We start from the raw sequence: 13,738 nt of genomic DNA on the forward strand, positions 1-13,738 counted from the left end.
GTCACCTCGTTCCGGTGTGCGTGGAGGCGTGAGCGGACAGGACGAGCCGGCGCGAGACGGTCGTGGAGACCCACTTCTCGAGGGCGAGCGAGCCGAGCAGCAGCACGCCGGTCACCGCCGTCGCCCAGTACGGCTGGATCCCCTTGAGGGTCAGCGCGTTCGAGATGGTGCCGAGGATGAGCGCCCCGACCAGCACGCGGGGCAGTGACCCGCGCCCGCCGGCCAGCGAGACGCCGGCCAGCGCGACCGCGGTCAGCGCGTTGAAGATGATGCCCGGGCTGGCGGCCGGGTTGGCCTCGGTGACCAGCGCCGTGGTCACCAGGCCGCCCAGCGCCGCGCAGAACCCGCTGATGACGAAGCCCAGCACCTTGTACCGGTTGGAGTGGATGCCGGAGCGGCGCACCGCCTCGGGGTTGCCGCCGACCGCCATCATCCGGATCCCGTCGCGGGTGCGGGTCAGGAAGACCGTGCCCGCCGCGAACAGCGCGGCGACGATCCAGACCGGCGCCGGGACGCCGAGGTAGCGCTGGGTGCCCATGAAGGTCAGCGAGTCGAGCCCGGGGATCGTGTAGCCGCCGACGATGACCGCGGCCAGCCCGGACATCGCCGACAGCGTGCCGATCGTGACGATGATCGGGTTGAAGCCCCGCAGCGTGATCAGACCATTGATGACCCCGACCACCGCACCCAGCGCCAGCGCCGCCACGATCGACAGCCAGGTCGGCGTGCCGTGCGTGATCAGCCAGCCGCAGACGCAGCCGGCCAGCGCGGCGGTGCCCGGGATCGACAGGTCCAGGGCGCCGCCGATGATGCCGACCGCCACCCCGGCCGCGAAGATCGCCGTGATCGCCGCGGCGTTGGCGATGAGGATCGCGTTGTCGACGCTGGCGAAGTACGGGCTGGCCCAGATGCTGAACGCGATCAGCAGCAACGCCCAGAGGACGAAGATGCCCCGGTCCCGGACGAAGATCAGCGAGCGGATGACCGCCGGATCCTTGTCCTTCTCGGCGCCGGCGGCCCGGGCGGCGGGTGCGATGGTCACGGCCATGTCCCTTCAGCTCCTCAGTCTCTCAGCTTCCGGCCGTCGTGGTCTTCTGCGGCACGATCAGGATCGGGCCGTTGGCCTTGGGGTCGGCCTGCATCTTGACCAGCGTGTCGAAGGACTGCGTCATGTCCGCCTGGAACTGCAGGGCCACCGAAGCGTAGATCTTTCCGTCCTTCACGCTCTGCAGAACCTCGTCGTTGCCGCCGAAGTCGGTGACGCAGGTGAGCTTCTTGCCGGCGGCGCCGGCCGCGCCGATCGCCCCGAGCGCGCCCTCGTCGTTGGCGGACATGACCGCGGCCAGGTCGGGGTTGCCCTGCAGCACGTTGCCGACGTCGGTCTGGGCCTTGGCCCGGTCGGTGACCGGCAGGGTCTGCACGACGGTGGCGCCGGGGGCGGCCGTCTTCAGCGCGTCGAGGGCGGCCTTGTCGAAGGCCTCCTTGCCGGCCGTGCCCTCCTGGCTGGAGGTGTAGAGCACCTTGGCGGTGCCGCCCAGCTTCTCGGTGATGCACTTGCCGAGCTGGGAGCCGAGCTCTTTGCCGCCGGCGTCGTAGTCGATGTAGTCGAACGTGATGCCGGGCTGCGGGCCGGTGAAGCCGTATTCGTCGGGCTTGCCGTTGACCAGGATCGGCACGCCCTTGGACTGGGCGGCCTTGAGGATCTGCCCCATCGACTTGGGCGCGACCGCGAGGACCCACGCGGCGCCGGCCCGGCCCGAGCTGATCACCTCGTTCAGCTGCTGTGTCTGCTTGGTGGCGTCGAAGTTGGGGTCCTGGACGATGACCTCCCACCCCTGCGACGGCGCGTACGCCTTCACGCCCTCGGAAAGGCCCTTGAGGGCCGGCGGGGCGAGCGAGAGGGGGGAGAAGACCAGGGTCTTGGGGAGCTTGCTCGCGGTGTTCGTACCCGACGAGCCACCGCTCGACGAGTCGCCGCACGCCGCGGTGAGCAGGAGGGGAGCGGCCAGTGCGGCGGCAAGTAGGGGGCGGAGCACGGTCATGGTCGAACTCCTTATCGGGGCTACTTTCACATCGTGAAAGCGGATTTCTTTTTAGATGTGAGAAACATAAGTGAGCTGGTGCACGATGTCCATGGCTTGACCGGACGATTTCCAACCTGTGACGCCTAGGGGCGTTCCCAGGACCTCTCCAGGCCGCGGACCAGCGCGACCATGGCGTCGTGGGCGGGCGTCGGCACGCCGTTCCGGCGTCCCTCGGCGGCTATGCCGCCGTTGAGCACGGCTATCTCGGTGGTCCGGCGGGCGAGCACGTCCTGCAGCATCGAGGGTTTGTGGCCGTACGCCTCGAGCACCGCTTCCTCGACCGCGTCGCGAGGATCGCGGGCGAGGGTGATGCCGGACCGCTCGCAGACCGACTCCGCCTCCTCGATCAGCCGGAGGACCTGCGCACGGAGGCCGTGGTCGGTGCAGACCTCGCCGACGGTGAGGCCGGTGAGCGCGGAGAGCGGGCTGGTGGCGGCGTTGAAGACGACCTTTGTCCACTGGGGACCGCGGACGTCGGGGAGGGCGTGTGTGGTGAGGCCGCCCCGGTTGAGCAGGTCGGCGAGCAGGGCTATCTCGTCGGGACGGGCGGGGCTGGGCTCGAACGGGCCGATCCAGGTGTCGCCGGGGGCGTCGTAGCGGACGGTGCCGGGCGCGGTGACCGCTCCGGCGGTGACGATGGTGCCGCGGATGACCCGGGGGAGCAGCTCGGCGATCGCCTCCTCGTTGCCGATCCCGTTCTGGACGCTGACCACGGCCGCGTCTTTCAGAGCGTCTCTGGCCGCTTCGACCGCCGCGCTCGTGTGCTGGGCCTTGGTCGCCACGATGCCGAGGTCGCAGGGCGGGAGGCCGGCGGCGTCGGTGAGGGCGTGGACGGCGGCGGTGAACTCGGCCAGGCCGGTGACTCGGAGGCCGTGGTCGCGGATGGCTTCGATGTGCTCGGCCCAGGGGTCGACCGCCCAGACCTCGACGCCGGGGGCCCGGGTGAGGTGGGCGGCGTAGAGGCTGCCGATCGCGCCGCAGCCGAGCACGGCAATCCGGGTCATGGGACGGCGGCCTTCGCCAGGGCCCCGCATATTTCGGGGTCGGCCCCGCCGATGCCGAGGCCGCCCACCACACGCCCGCCGGCCACTATCGGCACGCCGCCCGGTGCGGCCAGCAGCGGCGCCGGATGCATTGCGGCGAGCCGGGCGGCCGGATACCAGGCGGCGACCTGGTCGCTGGGCACGCCGAAGCGGGCGGCCGCGCTCGCCGTGGCCAGGGCGACGTCGACGCCGCCGGCCACCGCGTGGTCCATCCGGTCCTGCTGGATCGGATCGCCACCGCGATCGACCACGGCCACACTCACGCCCAACCCTTCCCGTTCGGCCGCGGCCAGCACCCGATCGACGAGCGCCACGGCCCAGTCGAGCTCCCGCTGACGAGATGCCGGCGGGGCCGGTTTCATGCCGAGACTGTCCGCCGGCGAGACGGTCAGATCGCCGAACCTCGCCTGCCAGCGGGCGCGGTCGTCGCCGTGCTGTCCCGTGTACGTCGTGGCCAGGGCGTACGCGATGAGAAGGTCTTCGGGGTTTGCCGGTTCGCCCTCGGCGCTGACCACCTCGGGGGCGACGCCGGTGGGGAGGAAGGGGCTGACCGTCGCGCCGGAGGCCGAGATGCCGCCGGTCACGACGTCGCCGTCGCGGATCGGCAGGCCGCCGGCGCCGGGGAAGAGCGCCTCGGGGGAGGCGGTCACGAAGCCCTGGCTGATCGGCGGGGGCAGGGTGGTCATCCGGTGCAGGTGCTCGGCGCTGGGGATCTGCTGGGTCGCCGAGATCCAGGCCTTGGAGCGGGCCCGGGCCATGCCGCCCGGTCCGCCGTGATCGAGCCGCGAGGCCGTGACCAGCGCGCCGCTCGCGCCGACCACGGCAATCGCGCCGCGCAGGCCGAGTTGCTCGGCCTTGTCCACCGCCCGGCGCACGAGCGCCCGCGCCTCCGCCAGCGAGACGTCGACGGGATGGACCGCGGTCATCAGGCCCCGACCATGTTGTATCCGCCGTCGGCGACCATGTACCCGCCGGTCATGTGGAACGCGTCGTCGGTGGCCAGGAACAGCGCGGTGCCGGCCAGCTCGGCCGGGCCCGGGATGCGGCCCATCGGGGTCATCTTGCGCAGCTGGTCGCCGCGGCCCTCGCGCCAGTCCTTGCGGCCGAGCGTCGCCTCGGTCTCGATGAAGCCGGGGGCGAAGACGTTGACCCGCACGACCGGGGCGAACGCGTGCGCGTACGACTTGGTGAGACCGAGAAGACCGTACTTGGCCGCCGCGTACTGCGGGGCGCGGGCGCTGCCCCGGACGATCACGGTCGATCCGATGTTGACGATCGCGCCGTGGCCCTGGTCGAGCATGCGGGCGCCGAACTCGTGGACGCAGGCCATCGTGCCCTTGATGTCGACGGCGAGCACGTGGTCGACCGACTCCTCGGTGATGTCCCGCCACGACATCTGCTCGCGGGCCACGTCGCCGACGTTGTTGATCACCGCGTCGACGCCGCCGAGCTGTTTGAAAGCCTCGTCGGCCAGCGCCGTGACCTGCGACCAGTCGGCGATGTCGGCCTGCAGCAGCACCGGCTCGGCGCCCGCGTCCCGGACCCGGTCGGCGGTCTGCTCGGCGCCGGCCTGGGAGGAGCGGTAGTGCACGCCCACGGCGCGGGCGCCCTCCTGGGCGGCCCGGACGGCGATCTCGGCGCCGAAGCCGGTGCCGGCGCCGGTCACCACGACCGAGCGGCCCTCGAAGCGGCGGGGGATGTTCATGCGGTCTCCCTTGTCCGTAAATAACGGTATTAGACGAGCACGCGCCCGCCGTCGACGTAGAGAACTTGGCCGGTGATGAAGCCCGCCCGGTCGGAGGCGAGGAAGGTGACCGCGTCGGCGACCTCCTCGGGCACGCCGAGGCGCTGGGCGGGGACGAGCCGTTCCAGGGCGGCGCGGTTGCCGTTCTTGTCGAGGTGGTCCTTGGTGAGGTCGGTCTCGATGTAGCCGGGCGCGACCGCGTTGACCGTCACGCCGCGCGCCGCCCATTCCCGGGCCATCACGCGTACGAGCTGATTGAGACCGCCCTTGGTCGCGGCGTAAGGCGCGTGGTCGGCGTGCGCGAGCAGGCCCGACACCGAGGACACGAAGATCATCCGGCCGTAGCCGGCGCCGACCATCAGGCGGCCCGCGTGCTGGCCGAGCCAGTAGGCCGTGGACAGGTTGAGCTCCACGATCTGCTGCCAGTCGGCGTCGGTGAGGTCCAGGACCGGCCGGCGGACGTTGCGCCCGACGGCGTGCAGGAACACCTGGGGTACGCCGATGCGCGCGGCCGCCTCGTCGACCACCTGCCGGCAGCGCTCGGGATCGCGCAGGTCGGCGGGGATGGTCTCGATGGCGCCACCGGCCTCCTTGGCCGCGCGCGCCACCGCCTCGAGGTTGTGCTCGTCGACGTCGGCCAGCGCCACCCGGGCCCCCTGGGCGGCGAGGCTCACCGCGCTCGCGCCGCCGAGACCACCCGCGCCGACCACGAGGGCCGGCCGCCCTTTGAGCGCTAGCCAGTCCGCCATCGGATACCCCTGTTCTCGCATTATGAAAGCGACTATCCGATACCGTAGACGGTGGGTCCGGGGCTGTCCAGGCTGCGCTTGCGGTGGGCTTTACGCTCTTGTTCTCAACTTCTCGCGCGGGGAGCACCATGGCGGACGCGAAACCGGAGTACCGGGTCGAGGCCCTGGCCAAGGGGCTGCGACTGCTCAGCCTCTTCACCGAACAGCGGCCGACGTGGCGGGTCACCGACCTGGCCGAGGCCGCCGGGCTGCCGATGCCGACGGCCTACCGGGTGGTGCAGACCCTGACCTCCGAGGGCTACCTCGATCACCTGCCGAGCGGGGACTACCGGCCGGGCGTACGGGTGCTGACTCTGGGGTCGGCGGCGCTGCGCAGCCTCGACCTGGTCGAGCTGGCGACGCCGCGGCTGCAGCAGCTGGCGAGCCGGACCGGGGAGACGGTCAACCTCGCGGTGCTGACCGGCGACCGGGTGCTCTACCTGGTGCGGCTGCGGAACTCCGACCTGGTCACGGCCAACATCCAGGTCGGGTCGACGCTGCCGGCCGTGCACACGTCGATCGGCAAGCTGCTGCTCGCGCACCTCGATGCCGCCGCTTTGCGGGAGCGGGTGACCGCCGCGTCCTTCCCGGCGCAGCACGGGCCGAACGCCAAGGTGTCGCTCGAGGAGCTGGGGGAGGAGCTGGCCCGGATCCGCGAGCAGGGCTGGGCCGTGCAGGACGAGGAACTCGCGTACGGGCTGCGGTCGGTGGCCGGGCCGATCACCGGGCCGGACGGTCGCGTCGTGGCCGGCGTGAACCTGGCCGTGCAGGCCCGGGACTGGTCGGCGCAGCGGATCGTGCGGGAGCTGAAGCCGGTCGTGCTCTCGACGTGCGCGGAGATCTCGCAGCTGGTGGCAGAGTCATAAAACGGACTTCACCGTACGAGAGTGTATGGTTGACGTTGCCGAGTTTGGCTTTTCGAAGGGTGGCTTCAGGTGCTGCAGGGGGACGACGACATCTCCGGGTGAGACCCGGCTGTGTCCTCGCATCGTCCGATCCCTTTTACCCTGAGGTCTGCCTTCATGTCCGACATTTACGTCGTTGGTTCCCACCTGTCCTTTTCCTGGCCGGACGACACCCCGGTCTTCCAGGACCTCTCCTTCAGCGTGCCGGCCGGGCATACCGGGCTGGTCGCCGCCAACGGCAGCGGGAAGAGCACGCTGCTGCGGCTGATCGCGGGCTCGCTGACGCCGTCGTCCGGGTCGATCACCGTGACCGGGACGCTCGGGTTTCTGCCGCAGGACCTGCCGCTGTCCGCGTCGCTCTCGGTCGCCGAGGTGCTCGGGGTCGACACGCAGATCCGGGCGTTGCACGCGATCGAGGCCGGCGAGACCGACGAGGAGCACTTCGCGGTCATCGGGACCGACTGGGACGTCGAGGAGCGCAGCCGGGCCGTTCTCGACCGGCTGGGACTGGCCGACGTCGGTCTCGACCGGTTGCTCGCGACGCTCAGCGGCGGTCAGGTCGTGTCGCTCGGGCTGGCCGCGCAGCTGCTGAAGCGCCCGGACGTGCTGCTGCTGGACGAGCCGACAAACAATCTCGACGGGTACGCCCGATCCCGGCTGTACGACGTGCTCGGCGACTTCGGCGGGTGCCTGCTCGTGGTCAGTCACGACCGCGAGCTGCTCGACCGGATGGACCGGATCGCGACGCTCGACCGAGGTGAGCTGATCACCTTCGGGGGCATGTTCTCCGCGTACGAGGAAGCGGCCTCGGCCTCGCGGGAGGCGGCCGAGCAGAAGGTCCGCAGCGCCGAGCAGGAGGTGAAGCGGGAGAAGCGCGAGCAGCAGCAGGCCCGGGAGCGAGCGGCCCGGCGCGCGTCGACGGCCAGCCGCAACCTCAAGAGCGCCGGCCTCCCGAAGATCTTCGCCGGCAACATGAAACGCGGCGCCGAGGTGGCCGCGGGCAAGGCCGGGGAGACGCACGCCGCCCGGGTGGCGGACGCCCGGGCCCGCCTCGACGAGGCCGAGCGGCAGCTGCGCGACGACGACCGCATCGTGATCGACCTGCCCGGCACGGCGGTTCCCGCGGGCCGCACGCTGTTCACCGGCACCGATCTGCGAGTGCGTTCGCTGTTCGCCGGATTGGACCTGAGCGTTCGCGGACCGGAACGGATCGCCCTGATCGGTCCGAACGGCTCCGGCAAGTCCACGCTGCTGCGTCTGGTCGCCGGCGATCTGACCCCGGACGCGGGCCGGGCGCGCCACGCCGAGGGCCGGGTCGCCTACCTCTCCCAGCGGCTGGACCTGCTCGACCCGGACCGCACGGTCGCCGAGAACATGGCGGCGTTCGCGCCCACCCTGCCCGACGCCGAGCGGATGAACCGGCTGGCACGCTTTCTCTTCCGCGGGGCGCGGGCCCACCTGCCGGTGCGCGTGCTCTCCGGCGGCGAACGGCTGCGCGCGACGCTCGCCTGCGTGCTCTGCGCCGAGCCGGCCCCGCAGCTGCTCCTGCTGGACGAGCCGACGAACAACCTCGACCTGGTCAGCGTCGCGCAGCTGGAGGGCGCCCTGGCGTCCTACCGCGGCGCCTTCATCGTGGTCAGCCACGACGAGCGCTTCCTCCACGAGATCGGCATCGACCGCCGCCTACGCCTCGACGGCGGTCACCTGATCGCGGAGTGATCGCCGGCCGTTAGAAGGCGGGCCATCGCCCGCGCCGCCACCGTGTAGACGTCGGCGCGGGCGTGCTGGTCGGCGCCCCGCAGGCCGGGGGTGGAGTTGACTTCGAGCACCGCGTAGCCGTCGCGGTCGTCGGGGACCAGGTCGACGCCGACCAGGAACCCGTCGACCGCCTTGGCGGCGGCCACGGCGATGCCGGCGACCGGCCCCAGCGGCGCCGGCAGCGAACGCCCGCCCGAGTCGAGATTGTTCACCGGGAACGGGTAACCGGCCGGGCCGTCCGCGTCGCCGGCAACGAGTCCGCACGCCGCGCTATCCGGAACGGGAGCTCCTCGTAGCGGCGCACCGCCTGCAGCGCGTCGGCGTAGAGCCGGATCTTCTCGTCGCGTCGTTTCCACAGTTGCGTCGAGAGGTATCCACCGACCGCCGTCAGGGCCGCGATCGCCGCCGCGATGACGGTTGCCAGCGGCGGATTCACGGTCGGCTCCCCTCGCGTGGGCGACGCACCTATGGGGAATTACAAGGCCGGCGCCGGGCCGTCGCAACCTTTCGCCACGCAAGGGGTATCCGCGCGACCGGGGGTGGCCACTGGGCTAGCGTTGATCACGGGGGTGGGTTGTGGCGGGAGTGGTCGTCATCGGTGCGGGGCCCGGGATCGGGCGGTCGGTCGGACTGCGGTTCGCGCGGGAGGGCCTGCCGGTCGCGCTCGTGACGCGGACGGAGGCGTCGGTGCGCGCGGTCGCGGAGGAGATCGGGCGGACGGGGCAGCGGACGCTGGCTCTGACGGCGGACAGCGCTGACGAGGCGGCGCTGCGCGGGGCGCTCGATGCCGCGGCGGAGGCGTTCGGGCCGCCGGAGGTCGTGGTGTACAACGCCGCCGTCATCCGGTCCGACCGGATCGGCGAGCTCTCGGTGCGGGCTCATCAGGAGAACTGGGCGGTCAATGTGGTCGGTGCGGTCACTGCGGCGGCGCATGTGCTGCCGGGGATGGCCGCTCGGGGACGTGGCACGTTTCTGATCACCGGCGGCATGCCCGAGGCGAAGCCCCGGTACGTGTCGCTCTCGCTGGGCAAGGCCGGGGTCCGGGCGCTGGCCGCGCTTCTCCACGAGGAGTACGGGCCGGCGGGGGTGCACGTCGCGACGGTGACGGTGGCCGGGACCGTGGCGCCGGGGAGCGCCTTCGATCCGGACGACATCGCCGGGCACTACTGGCGACTGCACACCCAGCCGCGGGACGAGTGGCAGCCGGAGTTCCTCTACGGCGGCACCGCGAGCCAGGGCTGATGCCCGGCCCTGGACGCCCCCCGAGGCCCAGGGCCGGAGTCGGCGGGAGTCAGGCGGTCTCGTCGTCGACGGTCGCGCCGCCGGCGTTCTTCTGGATCGACGAGATCGTGCTCAGAGCCGAAGCCTTCTGCTTGTACGACTCGCTGGTCGCCACCACTTGACCGTTGGTGGCCACCATGTTGAACCGGAACTCGCCGTTGCTGGTCTTCTTGACCACGAATTTCATCACGTCACCTCCATGCCGGACTTCCCCGCGTGTGGGCATGCGCAAACTCTCCCGGGGCAAGATGGTGGGAAGTCGCTCTTGGGAAGGCTGGGTCGTCATGGTCGAGTACCGCCCCTTCGGACGCACCGGAGTCCAGATCAGCAACCTCACGCTCGGCGCCATGAACTTCGGCGCGACGGGGAACCCCGATCACGGGGACGGGGTGCGCATCATCCATCGGGCCCTGGACGCGGGGATCAACGCGATCGACACCGCGGACGTCTACTCGCAGGGGGAGAGCGAGGAGGTCGTCGGGAAGGCGCTCAAGGGGCGCCGGGAGGACGTGTTCCTCGCGACGAAGTTCCACGGGCAGATCGGGGACGGGCTCAACACGCGGGGCAACTCGCGGCGATGGATCGTCGCCGAAGTGGAGAACAGTCTGCGTCGGTTGCGAACGGATTGGATTGACCTTTATCAGGTGCACCGGCCCGAGCCGGAGACGGATTTCGATGAGACGCTGGGTGCGCTGAGCGACCTGGTCCGCCAGGGCAAGGTGCGGTACGTCGGCACGTCGACGTTCGAGCCGTCGGCCATCGTGGAGGGGCAGTGGATCGCCGAGCGGCGTGGCCGCGAACGCGTGGTCAGCGAGCAACCCCCGTACTCCATCTTGGTCCGGGGAATTGAGCGCGAAATGCTCCCGGTGGCCTCCCGCTACGGCCTCGCTGTTCTGCCGTGGAGCCCGCTCGCGGGCGGCTATCTCTCCGGGCGCTATCACTCGGGCCTGACGTCGCCGGTCTCCGCGCGCGTGTCGCGCTTCCCCGAGAGGTACGACGCGACGCTGCCCGTGAACGCGTCGAAGCTGGCCGCGGTCGACGCGCTGACGAAGCTCGCGGCGGAGTCGGGGCTCTCGCTGATCCATCTGGCGCTGGCGTTCGTGCTCGCGCACCCGGCGGTCACCTCGGCGATCATCGGGCCGCGGACGATGGACCATCTCGAGTCGCAACTGGGCGCGGCCGACGTGACGCTCACCGAGGACGTGCTCGACCGGATCGACGAGATCGTCCCGCCCGGCACGAACCTGAACCCGGTCGACGCCGGGTACCTGCCGCCGTCGCTGGCCGACAAGAGCGCCCGCCGCCGCGTTCCGTAGGGTGGCGGGGTGCCGAGCCGCCGCATTCGCCAGGGACCGCCGCGCCCGCCTTCGCTGCCCGATTCGCTTCCGGCGGCGGTCGGGGTCCAGCTCGAGCTCGAGTACGAGCAGGCGGTGGAGTCCGCGGCGTACGACGATGTGGATCTGTCGGGCAGCGAGGCCGGGGCGGTCGAGTTCGGGCAGTGCCGCTTCCGGAAGGCCTCGCTGGCCGGGTCCCATCTGGCCAAAGTACGCTTCATCGACTGTTACATCGAAATTTCGGACATGTCGAATATGCGGGGCGAAAAGGGGGTGCTGGAGCGGGTCGCGGTGACCGGATCGCGGATGACTGGGCTGGCCTGGAACGACGGGCTGCTCGCCGACGCCACCTTCGCGGACTGCAAGGTCGACCTGACGAACTTCCGGTTCGCCCGCTTCGACGTCGTGACGTTCACCGACTGCAACCTGGCCGGCGCCGACTTCACCGACGCCGACCTGCGCGGCGCGAGCTTCACGCGCTGCGACCTGACTCGCGCGCAGTTCCACAACGCGACGATGACCGGGACCCGGTTCCGCGCCTGCGAGCTCGAGGGCATCGGCGGCCTGACCAGCTGGGCGGGCGCGATTGTCCACCCCGACGACCTGCTCGGCCTCTCGTACGCGCTCGCGGGCGCCCTGGGAATCACGGTCGCCGAACCGGATCGCTGAGGGGCTGCCGGGCGGTCCTCTCGCCGGGCGCGCGAACGCCGGGCGGGGCCTGAACGGCGGGCGGGGCCTGAACGGCGGGCCGGGCCGGATCGCTGGGCCGGCCCGGATCGCCGGGCGGGGCCGGATCGCTGGGCCGGGCCGGATCGCCGGGCCGGGCCGGATCGCCGGGCGGCGCCTGAACGGCGGGCCGGGGCGGATCGCCGGGCGGGGCCGGAACGGCGGGCGAGGCCGGAACGCCCGGCGGCGGCGCGGGAACGGCGGGCGCCGAGGCGCTGGGCGGCGGTGGGGTGCCCGGCTGCGGCGGGTCGCTGGGGAGCGGAGGGGCATTGCGGACGGCGGGCGCGGCGGTGGCGGCGATCGCGGTGGCGAGCATCAGCGCGGCCAGGGCCAGGACGGCGCCGCGGGCGGTGAAGGCGGTCAGGAGGCCGGCGGCGATCAGCGAGGCCAGCGGCATCACGCCCCAGGTGACGGTCATGGCGGCGCTCATCACGCGGCCCATCAGCGCGTTGGGGACGAGCACCCCCGCGTACGTCATGAGCACGACATTCCACAGCGGGCCGACGAAGGCGCAGGCCGCGCCGATCAGGCCGAGTTGCAGCGGGTTCGCGGCCACGGCGAACAGCGGTAGCAGCGCGGCCCACACCCAGTTGACGCCGACGATGACCCGCCGGGCCGTGAGATGGCGGTGCAGCCGCGCGGCCGCGAGCGCACCGGCCAGGCCGCCGGCGCTGTAGATGCCGAGCATCAAGCCGACCGATGCGGCGCCGCGCTCGTGGGCCAGCACCACGAGGATCAGCACCAGGGCCTGGAAGACCAGGTTGCTCACGGCCAGCAGGGCGATCGCCGCGCGGATGAACGGGTGCCGCCCGATCCATCGCAGGCCCTCGACCGCCGAGCGCCACAGCGGCTCGGCCGGTGACGACGGTGTACCGCGCAGATCCTTGCGCACCAGCAGCAGGAAAGCGGCCGACGCCAGATAGGAGACCGCGTCGACCAGGAACGGCACCGCCCGGCCCGCGGCGAACAGCAGGCCGCCCAGGGGAGGGCCGGCCAGTCCGGCGCCGCGGGCGCGTGCCTCGTTCCGGGCCACCGCGGTGGGCAGTTGCACGGCCGGGACGATCAGCGGCAGGGCGGCCCGCTCGGCCACGCCGAAGAAGACCGAGCAGAGGCCCTGCGCGAACGCGACCACGGCCAGCTGCGTGACGGTCAGGACGCCGCACCACAGCGCGACCGGCACGCCGGCCGCGGCGACCGCCGCCGCCAGCTCGCTGACCAGCAGAATCGTGCGGCGGTTCCACCGGTCGACGAGCGGCCCGGCCGGCAGCCCGGCGACCAGGAACGGCAGCGAGCCCGCGGCGGCGACCAGGCCCGCGTCGGCGGGTGAGCCGGTCGTCGCCAGTACCAGCAGGGGCATCGCCGTGCCGCTGATCTGCGCACCGAGCTGCGACACGACCTGACCGCTCCAGAGCGCGGTGAAGTCGCGGTTCCGCCGCAGCGGCGCGGTCACGGCCGCTCCAACGTCGGCGACGTCGCGGTCGTGCCGCGGAGGCCTGGTCACGGCTGGTCCGGTGTGGGGAAGGCGTGGAAGACCACGGAGATGTGCCGGGCGCCGGGCGACGACTCCCCGGGCTCGCGATGCCACCGCGACAGCAGCGCGATGTACTCCTCCGCGAACCGGGCCAGCTCCTCCGCCGTCAGCGTCGTCCCGCCGTAGGAGTGCTGGGCGGCGTCGGAGAAGTCACCGTAGGAGTCGCGATTCTCCAGGTACGCGACCAGCTCGTGCCCGGATCGCTCGAACCACTGCCGCCCCACCGCATCGGCCGCCGCGGCGATCTCGGGGTCGTCGGATCGGCGCGGCAGCCGGAGGTCCTGGGGTATCGCCCGCCAGTAGCGGCGCCGGCCCGACGACCGGGCCGTGTCCTCCTCGATGAACCCGAAACGCTCCAGCTGCCGCAGGTGGTAGCTGGTCGCCCCGCGATCGGCCCGGAACTCGACGGCCAGATCGGCGGAGGTCGCCGGCCCGTGCCGCTGCAGTCGGGTGAGCAACTGCTGCCGCAGCGGATGGGCCAGCGCCTTGAGCGCGTCGACGTCGGTCAGGTGCCGGGGCTGATTCTCGACCACAGTGAGAAGAT

Annotated in this window: 16 protein-coding genes; 5 read left to right on the forward strand and 11 right to left on the reverse strand. The window is 71.9% G+C overall.

The window, feature by feature from the left end; translation table 11 throughout:
• Position 1: 1 nt before the first annotated feature.
• From A3CQ_RS52585 to A3CQ_RS0112680, 6 genes are all read right to left on the reverse strand, one after another.
• Entirely contained in the window at positions 2-1,042 is a 1,041-nt protein-coding gene (locus tag A3CQ_RS52585; RefSeq protein WP_157295772.1) for an ABC transporter permease, read from the reverse strand.
• A 28-nt stretch (positions 1,043-1,070) separates the two neighbouring features.
• A complete protein-coding gene (locus A3CQ_RS0112660) occupies positions 1,071-2,042 on the reverse strand; it encodes a sugar ABC transporter substrate-binding protein (RefSeq protein WP_020511305.1) in 972 nt (323 codons plus the stop codon).
• Positions 2,043-2,167: 125 nt separating this feature from the next.
• Positions 2,168-3,088 (reverse strand): ketopantoate reductase family protein, encoded by a 921-nt coding sequence (locus tag A3CQ_RS0112665; RefSeq protein WP_020511306.1) that lies wholly within the window; start codon positions 3,086-3,088, stop codon positions 2,168-2,170.
• Positions 3,085-4,053, reverse strand: a complete 969-nt coding sequence (locus A3CQ_RS57305) for a GlcG/HbpS family heme-binding protein (protein WP_020511307.1) — start codon at positions 4,051-4,053, stop codon at positions 3,085-3,087. The genes A3CQ_RS0112665 and A3CQ_RS57305 overlap by 4 nt, the downstream gene beginning before the upstream one ends.
• On the reverse strand, positions 4,053-4,832 hold the full coding sequence (locus A3CQ_RS0112675) for an SDR family NAD(P)-dependent oxidoreductase (protein ID WP_020511308.1): 780 nt from the start codon (positions 4,830-4,832) through the stop codon (positions 4,053-4,055). Before A3CQ_RS0112675 ends, A3CQ_RS57305 begins: the two co-directional genes overlap by 1 nt.
• Before the next feature lie 29 nt (positions 4,833-4,861).
• Positions 4,862-5,620, reverse strand: coding sequence for an SDR family NAD(P)-dependent oxidoreductase (locus tag A3CQ_RS0112680; protein WP_020511309.1), 759 nt, complete (start codon positions 5,618-5,620; stop codon positions 4,862-4,864).
• A 128-nt stretch (positions 5,621-5,748) separates the two neighbouring features.
• On the opposite strand from A3CQ_RS0112680, the gene A3CQ_RS0112685 reads away from it, so the two are divergent.
• Both A3CQ_RS0112685 and A3CQ_RS0112690 read left to right on the forward strand, forming a co-directional pair.
• Positions 5,749-6,525 carry an IclR family transcriptional regulator gene (locus A3CQ_RS0112685; protein ID WP_020511310.1) on the forward strand — a complete coding sequence of 259 codons (777 nt, stop codon included), beginning with the start codon at positions 5,749-5,751 and terminating at the stop codon, positions 6,523-6,525.
• A gap of 156 nt (positions 6,526-6,681) precedes the next feature.
• Positions 6,682-8,283 carry an ABC-F family ATP-binding cassette domain-containing protein gene (locus tag A3CQ_RS0112690; protein ID WP_020511311.1) on the forward strand — a complete coding sequence of 534 codons (1,602 nt, stop codon included), beginning with the start codon at positions 6,682-6,684 and terminating at the stop codon, positions 8,281-8,283.
• Here A3CQ_RS0112690 and A3CQ_RS60710 read toward each other — a convergent pair.
• A complete protein-coding gene (locus A3CQ_RS60710) occupies positions 8,265-8,534 on the reverse strand; it encodes a hypothetical protein (protein ID WP_020511312.1) in 270 nt (89 codons plus the stop codon). The two genes, A3CQ_RS0112690 and A3CQ_RS60710, sit on opposite strands and share 19 nt — an antisense overlap.
• Positions 8,531-8,758, reverse strand: a complete 228-nt coding sequence (locus tag A3CQ_RS60715) for a hypothetical protein (RefSeq protein WP_020511313.1) — start codon at positions 8,756-8,758, stop codon at positions 8,531-8,533. The genes A3CQ_RS60710 and A3CQ_RS60715 overlap by 4 nt, the downstream gene beginning before the upstream one ends.
• Positions 8,759-8,898: 140 nt before the next feature.
• Here A3CQ_RS60715 and A3CQ_RS0112705 point away from each other — a divergent pair, with 140 nt between their 5' ends.
• Positions 8,899-9,564: an SDR family NAD(P)-dependent oxidoreductase gene (locus A3CQ_RS0112705; protein WP_026205630.1), complete on the forward strand. Its 666-nt coding sequence runs from the start codon at positions 8,899-8,901 to the stop codon at positions 9,562-9,564.
• Between the two features lie 49 nt (positions 9,565-9,613).
• On the opposite strand, the gene A3CQ_RS58950 is transcribed toward A3CQ_RS0112705, so the two are convergent.
• Positions 9,614-9,790, reverse strand: a complete 177-nt coding sequence (locus A3CQ_RS58950) for a YegP family protein (protein ID WP_020511315.1) — start codon at positions 9,788-9,790, stop codon at positions 9,614-9,616.
• 97 nt (positions 9,791-9,887) lie between these two features.
• Between A3CQ_RS58950 and A3CQ_RS0112715 the strand changes: the two genes are divergently transcribed.
• Together A3CQ_RS0112715 and A3CQ_RS0112720 are read left to right on the forward strand one after the other, a co-directional pair.
• Positions 9,888-10,919, forward strand: a complete 1,032-nt coding sequence (locus A3CQ_RS0112715) for an aldo/keto reductase (RefSeq protein ID WP_020511316.1) — start codon at positions 9,888-9,890, stop codon at positions 10,917-10,919.
• Between the two features lie 9 nt (positions 10,920-10,928).
• The gene (locus A3CQ_RS0112720) at positions 10,929-11,606 is read left to right on the forward strand and encodes a pentapeptide repeat-containing protein (RefSeq protein ID WP_020511317.1); all 678 of its coding nucleotides are present in this window, start codon (positions 10,929-10,931) and stop codon (positions 11,604-11,606) included.
• On the opposite strand, the gene A3CQ_RS52595 is transcribed toward A3CQ_RS0112720, so the two are convergent.
• The gene (locus tag A3CQ_RS52595) at positions 11,581-13,164 is read right to left on the reverse strand and encodes an MFS transporter (protein WP_020511318.1); all 1,584 of its coding nucleotides are present in this window, start codon (positions 13,162-13,164) and stop codon (positions 11,581-11,583) included. The two genes, A3CQ_RS0112720 and A3CQ_RS52595, sit on opposite strands and share 26 nt — an antisense overlap.
• Positions 13,161-13,727, reverse strand: coding sequence for an ArsR/SmtB family transcription factor (locus tag A3CQ_RS0112730; RefSeq protein WP_020511319.1), 567 nt, complete (start codon positions 13,725-13,727; stop codon positions 13,161-13,163). Before A3CQ_RS0112730 ends, A3CQ_RS52595 begins: the two co-directional genes overlap by 4 nt.
• Positions 13,728-13,738: the final 11 nt, after the last annotated feature.

The sequence above is a fragment of the Paractinoplanes globisporus DSM 43857 genome, from assembly GCF_000379645.1.
Classification (GTDB): Bacteria; Actinomycetota; Actinomycetes; order Mycobacteriales; family Micromonosporaceae; genus Actinoplanes; species Actinoplanes globisporus.

Excerpts from the sequence above, each read along its gene's own strand:
- A3CQ_RS0112690 (WP_020511311.1), top strand. The coding sequence starts at position 6,682 with ATGTCCGACATTTACGTCGTTGGTTCCCACCTGTCCTTTTCCTGGCCG.
- A3CQ_RS58950 (WP_020511315.1), bottom strand. The coding sequence starts at position 9,790 with ATGAAATTCGTGGTCAAGAAGACCAGCAACGGCGAGTTCCGGTTCAAC.
- A3CQ_RS0112680 (WP_020511309.1), bottom strand. The coding sequence starts at position 5,620 with ATGGCGGACTGGCTAGCGCTCAAAGGGCGGCCGGCCCTCGTGGTCGGC.
- A3CQ_RS0112660 (WP_020511305.1), bottom strand. The coding sequence starts at position 2,042 with ATGACCGTGCTCCGCCCCCTACTTGCCGCCGCACTGGCCGCTCCCCTC.
- A3CQ_RS0112675 (WP_020511308.1), bottom strand. The coding sequence starts at position 4,832 with ATGAACATCCCCCGCCGCTTCGAGGGCCGCTCGGTCGTGGTGACCGGC.
- A3CQ_RS57305 (WP_020511307.1), bottom strand. The coding sequence starts at position 4,053 with ATGACCGCGGTCCATCCCGTCGACGTCTCGCTGGCGGAGGCGCGGGCG.
- A3CQ_RS0112715 (WP_020511316.1), top strand. The coding sequence starts at position 9,888 with ATGGTCGAGTACCGCCCCTTCGGACGCACCGGAGTCCAGATCAGCAAC.
- A3CQ_RS0112665 (WP_020511306.1), bottom strand. The coding sequence starts at position 3,088 with ATGACCCGGATTGCCGTGCTCGGCTGCGGCGCGATCGGCAGCCTCTAC.
- A3CQ_RS0112685 (WP_020511310.1), top strand. The coding sequence starts at position 5,749 with ATGGCGGACGCGAAACCGGAGTACCGGGTCGAGGCCCTGGCCAAGGGG.